Origin of the sequence: Erythrobacter aurantius (assembly GCF_023823125.1) — a bacterium.
Lineage (GTDB): Bacteria > Pseudomonadota > Alphaproteobacteria > Sphingomonadales > Sphingomonadaceae > Erythrobacter > Erythrobacter aurantius.
Window position 1 is genome coordinate 215,725 of sequence record NZ_CP090949.1, and the last position, 15,218, is coordinate 230,942.

Here is a 15,218-nt window from a genome sequence, read left to right on the forward strand (position 1 = left end):
ACCGTCGGCCAATCACCCCGGAAGGTTACAGGCTACGCAACAGCGATCCATCACGCTGGCTTGGCTATGCCGAATTGTCCGGCTTTCAGAAAAGCACCGGCGAACTGATGATCGGGGACATCGCCCTGATCGAGCCAGGGATGGGCCAGCTTCACCTGATCATTGCAGATGGAACAGGCCATTCAGTCCACGCGCACGCAGGACTGGGTCGCGTTGTTCGCGAGCCAATCCCAATCCACACCGCACCGCTGGCGCAATGGCGCCTATTCTGAAACCCTATCGGGAGTTTCCATGGCTACTCTTGTTCTTTCCACCATCGGAGCGGTCGTTGGCGGACCGATCGGCAGCGCAGTTGGCGCGTTTCTAGGCGGGCAAGTGGACGCCGCGATCTTCGGCGGCGGAAGCCGCGAAGGCCCACGCCTGCGAGAACTATCGGTTACCACATCGAGCTATGGGCAGCCCATCGCCCGACATTTCGGTCGAATGCGCGTCGCGGGCACTGTGATCTGGTCGACAGACCTGATCGAGACAACTTCGAAGGAAGGTGGAGGCAAAGGGCGACCTTCCACGAAGACCTACTCCTATTCCGCTTCATTTGCGGTTGCGCTCTCAAGCACGCCAGTCGGCGGGATCGGAAGAATTTGGGCGGACGGAAACCTGCTGAGAGGGGCGGGAGGCGATCTGAAAGTCGAAGGCGAAATGCGTGCCTATCTGGGCACAGGCGATCATCCTGTCGATCCTCTCATATCGGCATCGATCGGGGCTGCAGCGCCTGCGTTTCGGGACATCGCCTATGTCATATTCGAGGGGCTGCAACTCGGCGATTTCGGCAACCGAATTCCGGCGCTGACTTTTGAATTGTTCGGCTTGCGCGATGACACGGTATCGCTTGATGACCTCGTACCACAGACTGGAGGCGACGGAGGCGGTGTATTGCTTTCACATGCGCGTGGATTTTCTGATGAGGGTGGAGCCCTGGTCGGATCTCTGAGTGTATTGGAGAATGTATTCCCTTTAATCTGCGCCACAACCCAGGAAGGTTTGCGCTTCGCGGCCAGCGACAATCTTCCTGTCGAAATTCCAGTGCTGTCAGAGCGGTTCCTTGAGTCTGAGGATGAAGCTCTTGAAGGTGAACGCAAACAGCGAGGCGGATCCTCGGGACGGGAGCCCTTGGCCCTGCGGTATTATGACGAGGACCGAGACTACCAGCCGAGCGTTCAGCGAGCGCTCGGCATGCGGCAAAGCGGCAGAGAGACTGTTGTCGATATTCCCGCGGCGATGCAAGCGGCCGGAGCGCGCAGTGTCGCCAATGCAAATGCCAACCGGGCACGCTGGCTTGACGAAAAGATGATCTGGCGCACGGGGGAGTTCGACCCTCGGATTCGACCAGGAAGTGTGGTGAGAGCTCCTGGGCATGCGGGCTATTGGTTGGTTCGCAGCTGGGAGTGGTTCGATCGCGGGATTGAACTTGCCATCGAGCGACTGTCGCCTTCAGCGAGCAATGCCGATGCAGGTGATGCCGGCCTCGCAAACCGACCGGTGGATACGATTCCTTCACCCACCACGCTCCGCGCCATCGAAGTCCCGCCCGATGGAACCACCCCTCCCTCCTTGCCGATTCTCTATGCTGCAGCATCATCGGCAGAGCCCGGGTGGCGTGGAGCATCTCTCTTTGTCGAACTGGGCGGCACCTTGGATCGACTTGGCGGGACGTTACCAAATCGAGCGCTGATTGGTGAGTTGGTCGAACCGCTGGGCAGTTCTTTGTCGATGTTGTTGTCGCCGAACGAAGAACTCGAAATTGATATGATTGGAGACGATCTGACACCCTCCAGCACTGACGTGACCGGAATGGCAATGGGTGCCAATCGCATTCTTGTTGGCGGCGAGGTGATGCAATTCCTAGAGGCATCGTCGCTTGGTGCGAACAGATGGCGATTGCGTGGTCTGCTTCGCGGCCGCGCAGGCACGGAGGATCAAGCAATCGTTGGCCACCCTGCCGGAACATCTGTCGTGTTTCTGGACGATCGGCTCACCCCGCTCGATGCAGCGGTCGTTCCATCTGATCCCAGCACACGGATTGCAGCGATTGGGCGTGGCGACAACACGTTGGTCTACTCGACGCTAGCCAATGCGGGATTGTCGCGCAGGCCTTTGATGCCAATTGGTGCACAGGCAACCAGGGACGTGAGTGGCAACTGGGTTTTCAAATGGGTCAGGCGCGCAAGAGGGCAATGGCGCTGGAATGACGGTTCGGACGTACCGCTAATTGAAGAACAGGAGGCCTATCTTGTTGGATACGGCCCGACCGATGCCCCCTATACAGGTTGGTCGGTAAACGAACCAAGCCTCGCACTCTCGCATTCGGCAATGTCAAATCTATTGGCTGAATATGGCCAGAACCCTCTGTGGGTAAGACAAGTTGGCACCTACGGCCAGTCAGCCCCACTGTTGATCGCTACACTATCTTGAGAAGGGAGGCGTATCATGGCCAATCCAGTTTTCTTCCCGTCGACTACTCCGAATTTCAATCTGCCAATGCTAATTCCCGGTCAGGCGCAGAAAGAGTTTTTCGTCAATCAAGCATTTGCGATGATCGACTCTGTGGCAAAGCGCGCCATTCTTGGCTCGATGCAAAATCCGCCTGAGACCCCAGGCGAGGGATCGAGTTATCGCGTCACAGCACCTGCGACAGGCGATTGGGAAGGCAAGGAAGATGCAATCGCCTGTTACATTGCAGGCGCATGGCAATTTCTTGTTCCATACAATGGCATGACCGTTTTCGATCAAGCCGCGGGGCGCATGCTGCATTTCAATGGTACATGGCGCTCGGCGAATGCACCAGCGTCAGCAAGCGGCGGAACACATATCGATCAGGAAGCGCGACAGGCTCTGGAGCAACTGGTGTCGGCCCTGAAGGCCATCGGAATCTTTGCCGACATTGATTGATCCACCGCCGGCAAACGAACTGGCCAACACGTAAGTTTCCCCGTTTTTAGCCATATTTTAGGCGATCAGACCCTAAACGAGGCATTCTTGCAACAGTTGGGTGGCATTGATTGCTTGCTACTCATCTGGTGAGAAGTTAGAAACAAAGAGCGCCTCAGACCTAAAGAAGGGGAATCTTAGAATGCGTAAAATCGTCATCGGCTTGGCGATGGCTTCTACCGCACTCACCACGCCCGCCATGGCCCGCGAAGGCCAGTGGTACATCCAGGGCGATGCTGGTGTGATGCTGGTCGAAGACATCACTTTTGATGTTAACGGCAATCCTGGTGATGCCGTAGCTGACCACGACACTGGAGGAGACTTCGGCGGGATCGTAGGTTACGACTTTGGTGCCTTCCGTTTGGAAGCAGAAGCTAGCTACCGCACTGCGGAGCTTGATGAAGTCTCGGCCGGCATTTCGGGCCTTGCGCTCAATCCCTCGCCCACCTCGCCTGGTGGCTTCAACACCTTCAGTGACACTCGTGATGCGCTGGGCGAATTCAATGCGCTCAGCTTCATGATCAACGGTTTGTTCGACTTTGGCTCGGATGACGGGATCCAAGGTTTTGCAGGCGCCGGTATCGGTGTTGCGCGTGTGGACCTCGAAGGCCGTGTAAACTCCAACGGTCCGGGCATCTGGAATGATTCGGACACTGGTCTGGCTTGGCAACTGCTTGCGGGTATTCGTGCCCCGATCAGCGACAGCTGGGACGTCGGCCTGAAGTATCGCTACTTCAACGCCGTAAATGTCAACATCATTGACCCGCTTGGCCGGCCGCTTGAGACGGATCTGAGCACGCACTCACTGCTCGGCTCGATCACCTACAACTTTGGTGGCGACGTAGCACCGCCTCCTCCGCCTCCGCCGCCGCCGCCTCCGCCTCCGCCGCCGCCGCCGCCTCCACCGCCTCCGCCGCCGCCTCCGCCGCCGCCTCCGCCGCCTCCGTGCAACACTGGCCCCTACATCGTCTTCTTTGACTTCGATGAATCGGTCATCACTGCGGATGCTGCGACGATCCTCGACAATGCCGTCACGGCATATGCGAACTGCGGTACGGCAAACGTAATGCTGGCTGGTCACACCGACCGTTCCGGCAGCGTGACCTACAACATGGGTCTCGCAGAACGTCGTAACGCGAGCGTGCAGCAGTACCTCACGGGCCGCGGCATTCCCGCATCGCGCATCAGCAGCGAAGCGTTCGGCGAATCGATGCCGCGCGTTCCGACTGCAGACGGTGTCCGTGAGCTGCAGAACCGTCGTGTTGAAGTCACTTACGGTCCGGGCTCGGGCATGTAAGCAACGGCTTCAAGCCAAAATCGAGAAAGGGGTCGGAAATTTCCGGCCCCTTTTTCTTTGTTCAGCCACGATCCGACTACTTTGGATCATTACGCCAGATATCTGGCCAAAATCCTATTCTCGGAATGCAGCGATCTCCCCGCGCTTATCGTCGCTGACCGATAGGCGTTCGACAGAACTCTCAGTCGCTCTCTCTTAATGAGGGCGGCGCCCCAGAAACGCACGTTACCCATTGCGCGAGAATACTGGCTGTAACTGGCAAATGGCGATGCACACGATCCACCAGCGCCGCCCCTGTTACGAACGGAAACGCATCTGAGAACCATCTCTATGTGATCCCTCGCAGGCTCACATATTCCACCCATAAAGTGACTGACCGCCGGGCGTCGACCTCAGTGGACGAGCCCCGACTGTCTTCAATCGAAGACTTCGCCAGCAGCCTTGGCCCGTTCGACTACGGTTCTGTTCGCATGAGGCACCAGTCTTATTGCGGCGACCAGGAGTGCGAGACCGATCGGCGTGATCCAGAGCGTCGAAAGGACGCCGATGCTCAAATTTCCGTCGTTTTGTGCAGAAACATAACCCGCAGTGTACGGCCCGAGAGCAAGACCGACCAAGGTTGTCGCGAGGAAGAACGTAGCCGTTGCAGTGCCTCGCATTCGAGGCAGGACCAAAGCCTGGCTGCTCGCGGCGGCTGCACCAAGCGCGGATGCGGCCAGAGCGCCGACGACAACATTCAGAACGATAAACAAACCGAAGCTTTCGGTTGTATATTGCACGACGGCAAACGGGATCGGGCTAAGCAGCCCGAACAATATTACCCAAACCCGGCCAGCCTGCATCCGCGTAAAAAGCGCATCGGCCATACGTCCACCAAGGATCACACCGAGGAATCCTCCTACGGCACCGCCTCCGCCCAGCCAGAAGCCCAACTCTCCCTTAGAGACATCGAAAACGCGTTCAGCGTACGGCGCGCCCCAATACGACGCCGAATAGGCCATGAATGCTACTGTGCCGTACCCTAGAATGGTACAAAGAAAAGCTGGTGATCCCCATGTTAGAGCGAACGTGGGATAATCTCGGACCCGTAGTGCTGTTGCCCATGAGAAAACTGCATAATAGCCGATAGCCAGCAAGAACCACTGATCTGTGATCCAGGGAAGAATGCGGCCCGGCCCGGATTTCAAAATCTCGGTCAAGGCATAAGCAAGTGCGATACTTCCAATGAACACCGCAATATTCAACGCAAGGCTCAACGCACCGCGTGAAGCGGCACCAAAGAATGTGAAACCCGGTATAATCGTATAAAGCTCACGAACGAAGCCACGAAACGGGTGGGGGTCTTCAGGCGTTGATAGCCCATCAATCGCACCACGAGCTGGTTCGCGCAGTGTGAAGACCCACAGCGCTAACAGGAGGCCGGGCAGCCCCACCGCAATGAATGCTGCCTGCCATCCAGCAAGCCCCAAGGGGCCACCGTCCGGGAAAGCATTATTCCAATTGTCGACCACCAAGCCCCCAATCGCGAGGGACACGCCTCCACCGATATACAGACCGGAACTATAGATTGCCAAAGCAGTCGCCCGGAGCCGGGCCGGGAACCAATCAGAAATGAGTGAATACGCCGAAGGGCTTGCTGTCGCCTCACCAACGCCAACGCCAATTCTCGCAACCGTCAATGTACCCGCGTCGCGCGCGAATCCGGATACTGCCGTCATTGCCGACCAAAGCGTCAGGCCGAGGGTCATCAGTCGAATGCGCTTCCAACTGTCTGCCAGTTTGCCCAATGGAATTCCAAAAAGGGCGTAAAAGATAGCGAATGCCGTCCCATACAGAAAACCCAGATAGGCATCATCAACGCCCAGATCCGCTTTGATATCGTTGGCTAGGATTGAGAGGATTTGCCGATCAATGAAGTTAAGCACATAGACCACGACGAGCACGCAAAGAGCATACCAGCTGTAGGCAGGAACAGTTGCTTCCACCTGACCTTTCGAATCAGGCGTCTCAACGTCATATTCACTCAAGTCACTCTCTCCCGAAACAGCTCAGCGATCGGCACCCAATCAGTGGCGCGCTCTAGATTGCGTACTTCGTGCTATCGACAATTCCTGCCTCCGCAAAACCCTTTTTCCGTAGTCTGCAGGAGTCACATTCGCCACAAGCAATCCCTTCAATCGTCGGGTCATAACAGGACCAACTCCACGATGGATCAAGCCCAAGCCGAGCGCATTCCCTCGCGATATCCGCCTTGGTCATATCCTGAAGCGGCGTATGGACTGTGAAGGGATGGCCTTCGACACCCGCCTTTGTCCCAAGCCGTGCCGTCTCCGCAAAGCTGGCAATGAATTCGGGGCGACAATCCGGATATCCTGAATAATCGAGCGCATTTACGCCGATATATACATCGCTCGCACCAAGGGATTCCGCGCACGCTGTCATCAAAGATAGAAATACAAGGTTGCGCGCTGGCACATAGGTGACTGGAATGTCATCTCCGACACCAGCTTTGGGAACGTCAATCGAGGCAGTGAGGGCGGATCCGCCGAACGCCCGCAAATCCAAGGAAATTTCCGTTCGGCTCGCCAATCCCAGCTTCTCGGCGATTCGCTTGGATGACAACAGTTCGATTCTGTGCCTTTGCCCGTAATCAACGGTCAGCGCGTGAACCTCAAACCCTTCTTCCAGGGCGATCGCTGCGGTTACCATCGAGTCAAGGCCACCCGATAGCAGCACCACCGCCCGGCGCGGCATCCCATTGTGTTCAGTCGAAACCATGAGTTTGGCTTAACGCCAGTGGATTATTTAGCAATCATTGCGGCGCTGTCGGGCTGCAGTTAGCAGTCGCCGGTTCGCCTCCCTTCAGCTGCGAACTGGAACGGGATGCCTGAGGATATTCCTTGGCTCTCGATCTGAACCAAGCCGCCAGCTTCCTTGCGAATGTTCGTTCGGCCATAGCCATTGCCGGGGCAAGTATATTGAACTGTAATGCGGTTTGCAGCGTCCTCGACCACAAATCTGCTGCAGCCTTGATTTCCATGCCGCAGTTGGATCAATTCCTCTCCGCTTCGCACACAGATTTTTCGATCAGGGGAACCGTCGCGATGCTTGATAGTCCACTCCCCCTTCGAAAGAGTTCGCAACATTGTGAGACTGTCTGCCTGCGCAAGGGCAGGCAAACCAACCGACGCGACCAATATGGTCAGGCCGATCATTGCTCCATTCGAAAAATTGTGGCGACTTCCAACCATCACAGTACTCTCACAGGCCTTCTGTGCAATTTCTTGCACACAATGGCACTGGCGCGATGAGCCGTGCCTGAACAGCGGCCAATCGTTAGATCGCGAGCTCAAAGGTTCTGGCACAGAACGCGCAATCCACAGCGATCTTGCCATTCTCTCCCCGCATGGCATCACGTTCATCTTCGGGAAAACGCGAAATTACTGATGTATAATGCGCCGGAGAACAGCGGCACCCGCGAGCGAGCGACTGCCCCGGCTGTATCCGTACGCCATCCTCTTCGTGAAACAGACGCCACACCACGTCCTCAAGGGACAGGTTTTGATCGAGGAGTTCTTCGTGAGTTACCGATGCCGTCATGATCGAGACATGTTCCCAATCGGGGTGATCCATGCGCACGTGCAGCCTTTCGCGACCGACCTCCCCATCCGCTAAATGCTGTATCAAAAGCCCCGCTGCAATTCGCCCTGACGAATTCGAACTGCTCGCAGCGCGGATCAGAGTCGGGACCTGTTCCGACTGGCTGAAGTACATCTGACACGCTTCGGAAAGCGAATCCCCTTCGAGGGGCACAATGCCTTGATACCGGCGCCCACCCCCGGTCTCGAATGTAATCGCCAGATAGCCTTGGCCGAACAAGGCCGAGAGTCCTGAGTTGGCCCCAAGGTCAGCCAGTCGGTCGGCATCAAAATCGACATAGCCGCGCAGGCTCCCCCCCCGATAGTCGCACACTAGCAGCGATACCACGCCATCATGGGTCTGGGCTTGCATCGTCAGTTGGGCGTCGTCTGAATCGGCCTTCAGCAGTCCACCCATAAGTGCAGCAAGTACGAGCGCTTCGCTGAGAAGGTGTGTGATTGGCGGTGGATAGTCATGAGCCGACAGGATTTCGTCCAATACTCGATCAAGACGCACGATGCGGGCTCTCGCATTCCGAGATGGCAAAGTGAAGCCGAGGAGCTTGTCAGCGAAGGTGTCGTGCGAGGTTTCCATGACTTGCCATATGGGAACTGCGGATACGTGAAATAAGCCCTCACACCATCCGAGCGCTCAGCACAAGAGACCGAAACTCCAAAGCAGCACTGACTTTTGGGCATGGATCCGGTTTTCAGCCTCATCGAACACGACCGAGTGCGAGCCTTCGAAAACAGTCTCGGTCACTTCCTCACCCACATGAGCCGGCAGACAATGCAAAAAAATCGAGTCCGGTTTGGCAAGCGCCATGATCTCTGAAGTCACTTGATAGGGAGTCATGGCTGTTCGCTTTTCGTCGGCGTCCACCTGTCCCATGGATATCCAGGTGTCGGTGACTACTACATCAGCGCCAGTCGCAGCCGCTCGGGCATCATGCGTCAAAGTCACCGATGCGCCTCCAGCGCGAGCCTTATCTACGAACTCAGTAGAGGGTTCGAAGCCCGGAGGTGTAGCGACCCGAACGTTGAACTTGAACAAGCCAGCAGCTTCAAGAATCGAGTGGAGGACATTGTTCCCATCACCAAACCACGCAAGCTCGAGGCCTGGCAAGGACTTACCTTTCTCAACGATGGTTAGTAGGTCTGCAACGATCTGGCAGGGGTGCGACTGATCGGTCAGGCCGTTAATCACCGGCACACTGGCAAAGCGTGCCATTTCCTCGATCTTGGCGTGATCATCGGTTCGCAACATGATGGCATCTGCCATTCGGCTAAGTACCCGAGCCGTGTCGGCGATCGTTTCCCCACGCCCAAGCTGACTGGACCCGGAATCTAAAATGAGAACGCTGCCTCCAAGCTGCCTCATAGCTACATCAAAGCTGACCCGTGTTCTGGTCGAATTCTTCTCGAAAACCAGTGCCAGAACCCGGCCTGCCAAAGGAAAATCAGCATCCGGATGCCCCTTGGGCCAGTCACTCCGAGCAGCCTTGCGATCGATCGCATCAGCAATCATGGCCGCAATTGCGTCCGCTCCCGCATCCTCGAGATCAAGGAAATGAAAAGGTCCAGTCGACTGGGACATCATGCGGACTCGGGGATCGTAAAGCTTGCAGCTCCAGCTGACAGCTTCTCAAAGAATTCCTCGATCTCGACATCACCGATAACCAGTGGTGGGATAATCCGCAGCGTGTTGTCGCCAGCGGCGACAGTCAAGAGTTGATGATTGTCGCGCAAGTGGACGAAGAACGGCCGGCTTTCGACCTTCATCTTGAGCCCAAGCATCAGCCCTTTGCCCCGAACAAGTTCAAACAGGTCGGGGTAATTTCCAATGAATTGTTCAAGCCGGGAGCGAAGGCGTTCCCCCTTCTCGGTGACCTCCGCCAGAAATTCCTCATTCGCGACGGCATCGAGCACCGCGCTTCCTGCCGCCATCGCGAGAGGATTGCCGCCGTATGTTGAACCGTGCGTGCCGAAAGTCATGCCGCGTGCGGCCTTCTCCGTTGCGATCACGGCACCCAATGGAAATCCACCCCCGAGCCCTTTGGCCGTCGCGAGGATATCCGGTTCAATGCCATAATGCTCATAGGCGTACATTTTGCCCGTACGCGCAACGCCGCATTGCACCTCATCGAGCACCAGCATCAGATCGTGCTCGTCGCAAATCGCCCGCAGACCCTTCATGAAGGAATCGGACGCAGGGCGAATTCCACCTTCACCCTGGATCGGCTCAACCAGAAAGCCAGCGGTATTCGGACCAATCAAAGCTTTCGCAGCGTCCAGATCGTCGAACTCCGCATATTTGAAACCCTCGAGCAACGGAGCAAAACCTTGGTGCATCTTGGTCTGATTAGAGGCGCTGATCGTCGCCATCGTACGCCCATGAAAGGCATTGGAAAATGTGATCAATTCAAACCGATTGGCATCCCCTTGATCACCCGCATTCTGGTGATAGGCACGCGCGGTCTTGATCGCCCCCTCGACAGCTTCCGCGCCCGAATTCGTGAAGAACACCGTATCCGCGAAAGTCGCATCAACAAGCTGCTGTGCCAGACGTTCTCCCTGCGGACTGCCGTAGAGATTTGAAACGTGCATCAGGGTTTCGGCTTGGCGCTGGATCGCTTCAATCAGGCCCGGATGCGAATGGCCGAGAAGATTCACCGCAATACCGCTTGCAAAATCAAGATAGCGCGTTCCGTCCTCGTCAATCAGGTGGCAGTGCTCTCCGCGCACTGGGCGCACACCGCAACGGGGGTAAACTGGCATAAGCGGGCTGATCGACATCAGAAATTTCCTTGAGCTCGGAATTGTTGTTTTAAAACAAAATGGCGGCCCTTTCAGAGCCGCCATTTCCGAATAATCTAGGGCCGCTCTGTCATTGGGTCAAACGGCCAGAGTGGGGTGCCTGATCAGCTTTGGACAGGCACCAGATTGACGGCCGAATACTTTCCTCGTCGATCAACTTCGAGGTCGAACTCGTAACGCTCGCCCTCATTGAGTTCCGAAAGGCCAGAACGCTCGACTGCACTAATGTGCACGAAGGCATCCGGCTGGCCGTCATCACGAACCAGAAACCCGAAACCCTTCATCGAATTGAAGAATTTGACCGTACCAGTAGCTTTTTCGCCGGTCAGTTCGCGCTTGGGCGGGCTCGCTGCTTGCGGCGCCGCAATCACATCGCCCACGACCTGAAGATCCTGTGCAGAGATTTTGCCGCCACGATCCACAAGGTTGAATTCGAGTTCCTGCCCTTCAGCCAAGCCTTCGAGGCCGGCACGTTCGACTGCGCTGATATGGACGAAAACATCTTCTCCTCCACCCTCTTGAGCGATGAAGCCAAAGCCTTTCTGGCCGTTGAAGAATTTAACCGTGCCTTTGCCGGTGCCAACGACCTGAGCAGGCATGCGGTTGAAACCGCCGCCACCGCCGCCGCCGCGACCACCACCGCCACCGCGGGGAGCACCGCCGCCAAAGCGGTCGCCGCCGCCGTGGCGATCACCACCACCGAAGCGATCGCCGCCGCCGAATCGGTCACCACCACGATCATTGCCGTAATCACTCGGAGGCGGAAACCCGTCATTCCCGCCAAAAGGATCGAAACCGTCCTCGCCGAAACCGTCGCGCTTGTCCCGACCGCGCCGACGTCCCCTGTCGTAACCCATATCTTAAGTCGTACCTTACCACGCTGCCCATCCTGAGAAGCGCTGGCGACGAGGGCAACGAGTCGCACCAGACGCCGATGGAACAGCCGAAAACGCCGAACCCACCGTCTGTTCGTCCACATAGCGCACAAAGCGCCGCTATGCGAACGATTTAACCTATCACCGCTTCATCGCGCAAAAATATGACATTTTCGCAAGTACTCGCAGGCACTGGTCGGATGCCACGCTTGCGAAAGCGCCCTTTGATCGGCATCTCGCTTGCTAGAACCTATGAGGAGCAAAATACCGATGCCCGACTTTCGACCCTTGAGCGACTCGGTCTTGGCCAGCCCGCAAATCTCGATCGAAGACGTTGCGAATGCCAAGAATGCTGGAGTTGCCCTCATAATCAACAACCGACCAGACGGTGAGGACCCTTCCGCTCCGCAAAGCGCCGACATTGAAGCCGCAGCTATTGCTGCCGGGCTGGCTTACACCGCGATCCCGATTGGCCATTCCGGTTTCAGTGAAGTGCAAGTCGACCAGATGATAGCTGCCCTGAATTCGGCACAAGGCAAGACGCTCGCTTATTGCCGATCGGGAACGCGATCGACTCTACTTTGGGCACTTGCTCAGGCGAAAAACGGGATTTCACCAGAGGAAATTGCGCTGGCCGCGATGAAGGCAGGGTATGATGTCAGCCCGGTTCGCCCCATGTTGGACATTCTATCGTCCAAGTGATCCGCTACTGGCGATAATCGAGCGGGGGAGCCCTGTCTCCGAGCAGCGAACGATAGACGTAATCCGGCCCGCGAGCGGCATCAAACTCAGCCCGGGCAGCATTGCGGAGATCTTCGTTGGTGAAGAGGTCGACTGCCATCAAGGCCATGGCCTTGGCCGCCACTTGCGCTCCTTTGTGACCGATCGAATGCCCGCTAGCCGCGACGGCTTGCCAGCTATGTGCGCTTGTTCCGGGGACCCAGGTAGCAGTACGAACTCCGACCGTTGGTGTCGCCCAGGAAACGTCACCCACATCGGTTGAGCCATAGCCGAGGCTTCGCGTGTACGGCTGGATTTCAGCCGCGCTTTCAAGCGGCTCGGCTGCATCACCCAGCGATTTCTGCAATTCCTCAGCCCATGCACGTTCTTCGGACGAATAATTGACGCCGCCAACCATCTCGAGTTTTGCCTGCATCGCACGAGCAAGCGTTTCATTCACCAGCAGGGGGTTGTTGCCGTGAATGATTTCCCAGTCGACCTCGGTACCGGTTCCCAATGCTGCGCCCCGGGCCGCATTCTCAAGTCGTTCCCATATCGCCTCAACACCAGCGGGATCAGGATGCCGGACATAATAGAAGACCTCGGCAAAATCAGGGACCACATTAGGAGCATTGCCGCCGCTGGTAATGACATAATGCATGCGCGCATCCTGAGGCATATGCTCATGCATCATATTGGCCATCATGTTCATCGCTTCCGCACCGTCGAGCGCACTGCGGCCGCGCTCAGGCGCGCCAGCTGCATGGGCCGAAACCCCGGTGAACCGGAATTTGGCGGAACGATTGGCTAGACTGGTCCTTGCAGCAGCGCTGTTTTCGTCATCCGCATGCCAGTGAATCGCAATATCGACATCGTCGAACAAGCCCGCGCGGGTCATGTAGACCTTGCCCGATCCGCCCTCTTCCGCAGGCGTTCCATACAAGCGGATGCGGCCCGGCGTTCCCGTAGCTTCAAGCCATTTCTTCACTGCAATCGCGGCGGTTAGCGAACCTGCCCCGAACAGGTTGTGGCCACAAGCGTGCCCGGCACCCTTGCCCTCCACCGGATCGCGGGTGGAAGCGCCCGACTGGTTGATACCAGGGAGTGCATCCATTTCCGCCAGGATCGCGATGATCGGCCCGCCTTCCCCCCATTCGGCGACGAAGGCGGTAGGAATTTCCGCAATCCCCGACTCAATCCGGAATCCTTCGCTCGCGAGTTCGGCCTGCATCAATCCGCTTGAGCGCGATTCGAGATAACCAAGCTCGGCCAAGTCCCACAGTTCCTGCGCAACCCGCGCCGTACGATCTGCTTGCGAATCCACCACGGCAATTGGATCCGGCCCTGCGTGGTTGTCAGCCGCTAGCGGGGCAGTCCCAAGAGCCAATGCCCCGAGGGCGGTGGTCGAGAAAATCGTTCCAAGCAGTTTCATGTTGGTCTCCTTGCAAGCCTGCTTGCCGCAAAAGCCGCTCCGTGCCAATCCTCCGGCGCAGGAAAGACGCGCCATGGAAATACACCCCCTCATCCTTCAATCCGGTGGTTCGCTTGTAGCCATTCTGGCGCTGTACGGTCTCGCCCGGTGGCTTGGCCTCGGCGGATCGCCTTCGTTGAAGGATACCGCTCTGCTTGCCGCAGTAGCAGACGAGGTGGATACCGGTTTCACGATCGAGCAAGCGGCAGTCGATCGTGGCGGGGCGAGCGCATTGGTGAAGCATGCGGACGGCCGAATCATGGTCATCAAGCGTCGCGGCAACAGATACGCTGGCCGTATTCTGGACAAGGGTGCAAAGGTCCGGGAAGAAGTCGACGCAATCGTGGTCGACTGCGGAGAGGCGCGTTTCGGAACGGTCAGATTGTCGATCGAAAATCCGGCATCTTGGGCCGACACGATCAACCGGCTATAGGTCTGCGCAACCATGCCCGACTTTTCTCCCACCCAATATGCTGTCCCGCTTTTCGTCGCGGCCGTCCTAGCCGAGATGGTTTGGGCGAGGTTTCGCCGCCCTGAAGCCTACGAGCCCATGGACACGCTTGTCAGCCTTGCATTCGGCCTCGGATCAACCGTCGCAGGTGCACTATTTGGCGGATTTGCGCTCTACCTCTTCATCGCGACATACGAGTATCGCCTGTTCGATTTCGGGCCTGAATGGTGGTCTGTCTGGTGGGCATGGCCGGTTTGCTTCGTTCTGGACGATCTGAAGTATTACTGGGTCCACCGCGCGGGGCATCGCATTCGCTGGATGTGGGCAAGTCATGTGAACCACCATTCCAGCCAGCACTACAATCTTTCGACAGCGCTCAGGCAAAGCTGGACGGGCGCCTTTACCTTCGGGTTCCTCTTTGCCATTCCGCTCGTGCTGCTCGGATTTCACCCGGCGATGATCGCGATCTGTGGCGGGTTCAACCTCATCTACCAGTTCTGGATCCATACCGAGGCAATCGACAGGATGCCGCGCTGGTTCGAAGCGGTAATGAACACACCTTCTCACCACCGGGTCCATCATGCGACGAATCCCCGATATCTGGATCGAAACTATGCCGGGGTTTTCATTGTCTGGGACAAGATGTTCGGGACGTTCGAGCCGGAAACCAACGAGGAAAGAATCCGCTACGGAATTGTGAAGCAGCTGGGCAGCTTCAACCTGCTGTGGTCGGTGTTCCATGAATGGATCGGGATGCTCGCCGATATCTGGCGCAGTCCCTGGAAGCACAAGTTGTCTTATCTCCTGCGGGAACCAGGCTGGACACACGACGGAAGCCGGGAAACATCGGACATGATCCGCGAAAGATGGCGCAAGAACATCGGGCGGTCCGCCGCGCCAAATTCAGTTGCACCCAGAAACCCGATTGCAGGCCAAGGCGAAGCTGCCTAATCTCTCCCTC

General features: G+C 57.2%; 15 protein-coding genes. 6 read left to right on the forward strand and 9 right to left on the reverse strand.

Going from position 1 to position 15,218, the window contains the following annotated elements; genetic code table 11:
* Window positions 1-50: 50 nt before the first annotated feature.
* Complete coding sequence (locus L1K66_RS16410; RefSeq protein ID WP_256471474.1) at window positions 51-182, reverse strand: hypothetical protein; 132 nt, start codon at window positions 180-182, stop codon at window positions 51-53.
* On the opposite strand from L1K66_RS16410, the gene L1K66_RS01090 reads away from it, so the two are divergent.
* From L1K66_RS01090 to L1K66_RS01100, 3 genes are all read left to right on the forward strand, one after another.
* A complete protein-coding gene (locus L1K66_RS01090; RefSeq protein ID WP_252259183.1) occupies window positions 169-2,472 on the forward strand; it encodes a phage tail protein in 2,304 nt (767 codons plus the stop codon). The genes L1K66_RS16410 and L1K66_RS01090 overlap by 14 nt on opposite strands.
* A 15-nt stretch (window positions 2,473-2,487) precedes the next feature.
* Window positions 2,488-2,949 (forward strand): DUF2793 domain-containing protein, encoded by a 462-nt coding sequence (locus L1K66_RS01095; RefSeq protein ID WP_252259185.1) that lies wholly within the window; start codon window positions 2,488-2,490, stop codon window positions 2,947-2,949.
* Window positions 2,950-3,130: 181 nt separating this feature from the next.
* Window positions 3,131-4,285 (forward strand): OmpA family protein, encoded by a 1,155-nt coding sequence (locus L1K66_RS01100; protein WP_252259187.1) that lies wholly within the window; start codon window positions 3,131-3,133, stop codon window positions 4,283-4,285.
* Between the two features lie 416 nt (window positions 4,286-4,701).
* Here the strand turns inward: L1K66_RS01100 and L1K66_RS01105 are convergent, their stop codons facing one another.
* The 7 genes from L1K66_RS01105 to L1K66_RS16475 all read right to left on the reverse strand — a co-directional run bounded on the left by L1K66_RS01105 (window position 4,702) and on the right by L1K66_RS16475 (window position 11,597).
* Complete coding sequence (locus L1K66_RS01105) at window positions 4,702-6,312, reverse strand: MFS transporter (protein WP_252259189.1); 1,611 nt, start codon at window positions 6,310-6,312, stop codon at window positions 4,702-4,704.
* 52 nt (window positions 6,313-6,364) lie between these two features.
* Entirely contained in the window at window positions 6,365-7,063 is a 699-nt protein-coding gene (queC, locus tag L1K66_RS01110; RefSeq protein WP_252259191.1) for a 7-cyano-7-deazaguanine synthase QueC, read from the reverse strand.
* Window positions 7,064-7,122: 59 nt separating this feature from the next.
* Window positions 7,123-7,500 carry a hypothetical protein gene (locus L1K66_RS01115; RefSeq protein ID WP_252259193.1) on the reverse strand — a complete coding sequence of 126 codons (378 nt, stop codon included), beginning with the start codon at window positions 7,498-7,500 and terminating at the stop codon, window positions 7,123-7,125.
* A gap of 121 nt (window positions 7,501-7,621) precedes the next feature.
* Complete coding sequence (gene hslO, locus L1K66_RS01120) at window positions 7,622-8,518, reverse strand: Hsp33 family molecular chaperone HslO (protein ID WP_034955702.1); 897 nt, start codon at window positions 8,516-8,518, stop codon at window positions 7,622-7,624.
* Window positions 8,519-8,575: 57 nt separating this feature from the next.
* On the reverse strand, window positions 8,576-9,520 hold the full coding sequence (argF, locus tag L1K66_RS01125; protein WP_252260551.1) for an ornithine carbamoyltransferase: 945 nt from the start codon (window positions 9,518-9,520) through the stop codon (window positions 8,576-8,578).
* On the reverse strand, window positions 9,520-10,719 hold the full coding sequence (locus L1K66_RS01130; protein WP_252259194.1) for an aspartate aminotransferase family protein: 1,200 nt from the start codon (window positions 10,717-10,719) through the stop codon (window positions 9,520-9,522). Before L1K66_RS01130 ends, argF begins: the two co-directional genes overlap by 1 nt.
* A 125-nt stretch (window positions 10,720-10,844) precedes the next feature.
* Window positions 10,845-11,597 carry a cold-shock protein gene (locus L1K66_RS16475; protein WP_330221241.1) on the reverse strand — a complete coding sequence of 251 codons (753 nt, stop codon included), beginning with the start codon at window positions 11,595-11,597 and terminating at the stop codon, window positions 10,845-10,847.
* Window positions 11,598-11,903: 306 nt separating this feature from the next.
* On the opposite strand from L1K66_RS16475, the gene L1K66_RS01145 reads away from it, so the two are divergent.
* Window positions 11,904-12,317, forward strand: coding sequence for a TIGR01244 family sulfur transferase (locus L1K66_RS01145; protein ID WP_330221242.1), 414 nt, complete (start codon window positions 11,904-11,906; stop codon window positions 12,315-12,317).
* Between the two features lie 4 nt (window positions 12,318-12,321).
* On the opposite strand, the gene L1K66_RS01150 is transcribed toward L1K66_RS01145, so the two are convergent.
* Window positions 12,322-13,767 (reverse strand): amidohydrolase, encoded by a 1,446-nt coding sequence (locus tag L1K66_RS01150; RefSeq protein WP_252259198.1) that lies wholly within the window; start codon window positions 13,765-13,767, stop codon window positions 12,322-12,324.
* Between the two features lie 73 nt (window positions 13,768-13,840).
* Between L1K66_RS01150 and L1K66_RS01155 the strand changes: the two genes are divergently transcribed.
* Both L1K66_RS01155 and L1K66_RS01160 read left to right on the forward strand, forming a co-directional pair.
* Window positions 13,841-14,239 (forward strand): hypothetical protein, encoded by a 399-nt coding sequence (locus tag L1K66_RS01155; protein WP_252259200.1) that lies wholly within the window; start codon window positions 13,841-13,843, stop codon window positions 14,237-14,239.
* A gap of 12 nt (window positions 14,240-14,251) precedes the next feature.
* Window positions 14,252-15,208 carry a sterol desaturase family protein gene (locus L1K66_RS01160; RefSeq protein WP_252259202.1) on the forward strand — a complete coding sequence of 319 codons (957 nt, stop codon included), beginning with the start codon at window positions 14,252-14,254 and terminating at the stop codon, window positions 15,206-15,208.
* Window positions 15,209-15,218: the final 10 nt, after the last annotated feature.

Coding starts and splice junctions, on each gene's coding strand:
- L1K66_RS01130 (WP_252259194.1), bottom strand. CDS start 10,719: ATGTCGATCAGCCCGCTTATGCCAGTTTACCCCCGTTGCGGTGTGCGC.
- L1K66_RS01095 (WP_252259185.1), top strand. CDS start 2,488: ATGGCCAATCCAGTTTTCTTCCCGTCGACTACTCCGAATTTCAATCTG.
- L1K66_RS01115 (WP_252259193.1), bottom strand. CDS start 7,500: ATGATCGGCCTGACCATATTGGTCGCGTCGGTTGGTTTGCCTGCCCTT.
- hslO (WP_034955702.1), bottom strand. CDS start 8,518: ATGGAAACCTCGCACGACACCTTCGCTGACAAGCTCCTCGGCTTCACT.
- L1K66_RS16475 (WP_330221241.1), bottom strand. CDS start 11,597: ATGGGTTACGACAGGGGACGTCGGCGCGGTCGGGACAAGCGCGACGGT.
- queC (WP_252259191.1), bottom strand. CDS start 7,063: ATGGTTTCGACTGAACACAATGGGATGCCGCGCCGGGCGGTGGTGCTG.
- L1K66_RS01155 (WP_252259200.1), top strand. CDS start 13,841: ATGGAAATACACCCCCTCATCCTTCAATCCGGTGGTTCGCTTGTAGCC.
- L1K66_RS16410 (WP_256471474.1), bottom strand. CDS start 182: ATGGCCTGTTCCATCTGCAATGATCAGGTGAAGCTGGCCCATCCCTGG.
- argF (WP_252260551.1), bottom strand. CDS start 9,520: ATGTCCCAGTCGACTGGACCTTTTCATTTCCTTGATCTCGAGGATGCG.
- L1K66_RS01100 (WP_252259187.1), top strand. CDS start 3,131: ATGCGTAAAATCGTCATCGGCTTGGCGATGGCTTCTACCGCACTCACC.
- L1K66_RS01160 (WP_252259202.1), top strand. CDS start 14,252: ATGCCCGACTTTTCTCCCACCCAATATGCTGTCCCGCTTTTCGTCGCG.
- L1K66_RS01150 (WP_252259198.1), bottom strand. CDS start 13,767: ATGAAACTGCTTGGAACGATTTTCTCGACCACCGCCCTCGGGGCATTG.
- L1K66_RS01090 (WP_252259183.1), top strand. CDS start 169: ATGGAACAGGCCATTCAGTCCACGCGCACGCAGGACTGGGTCGCGTTG.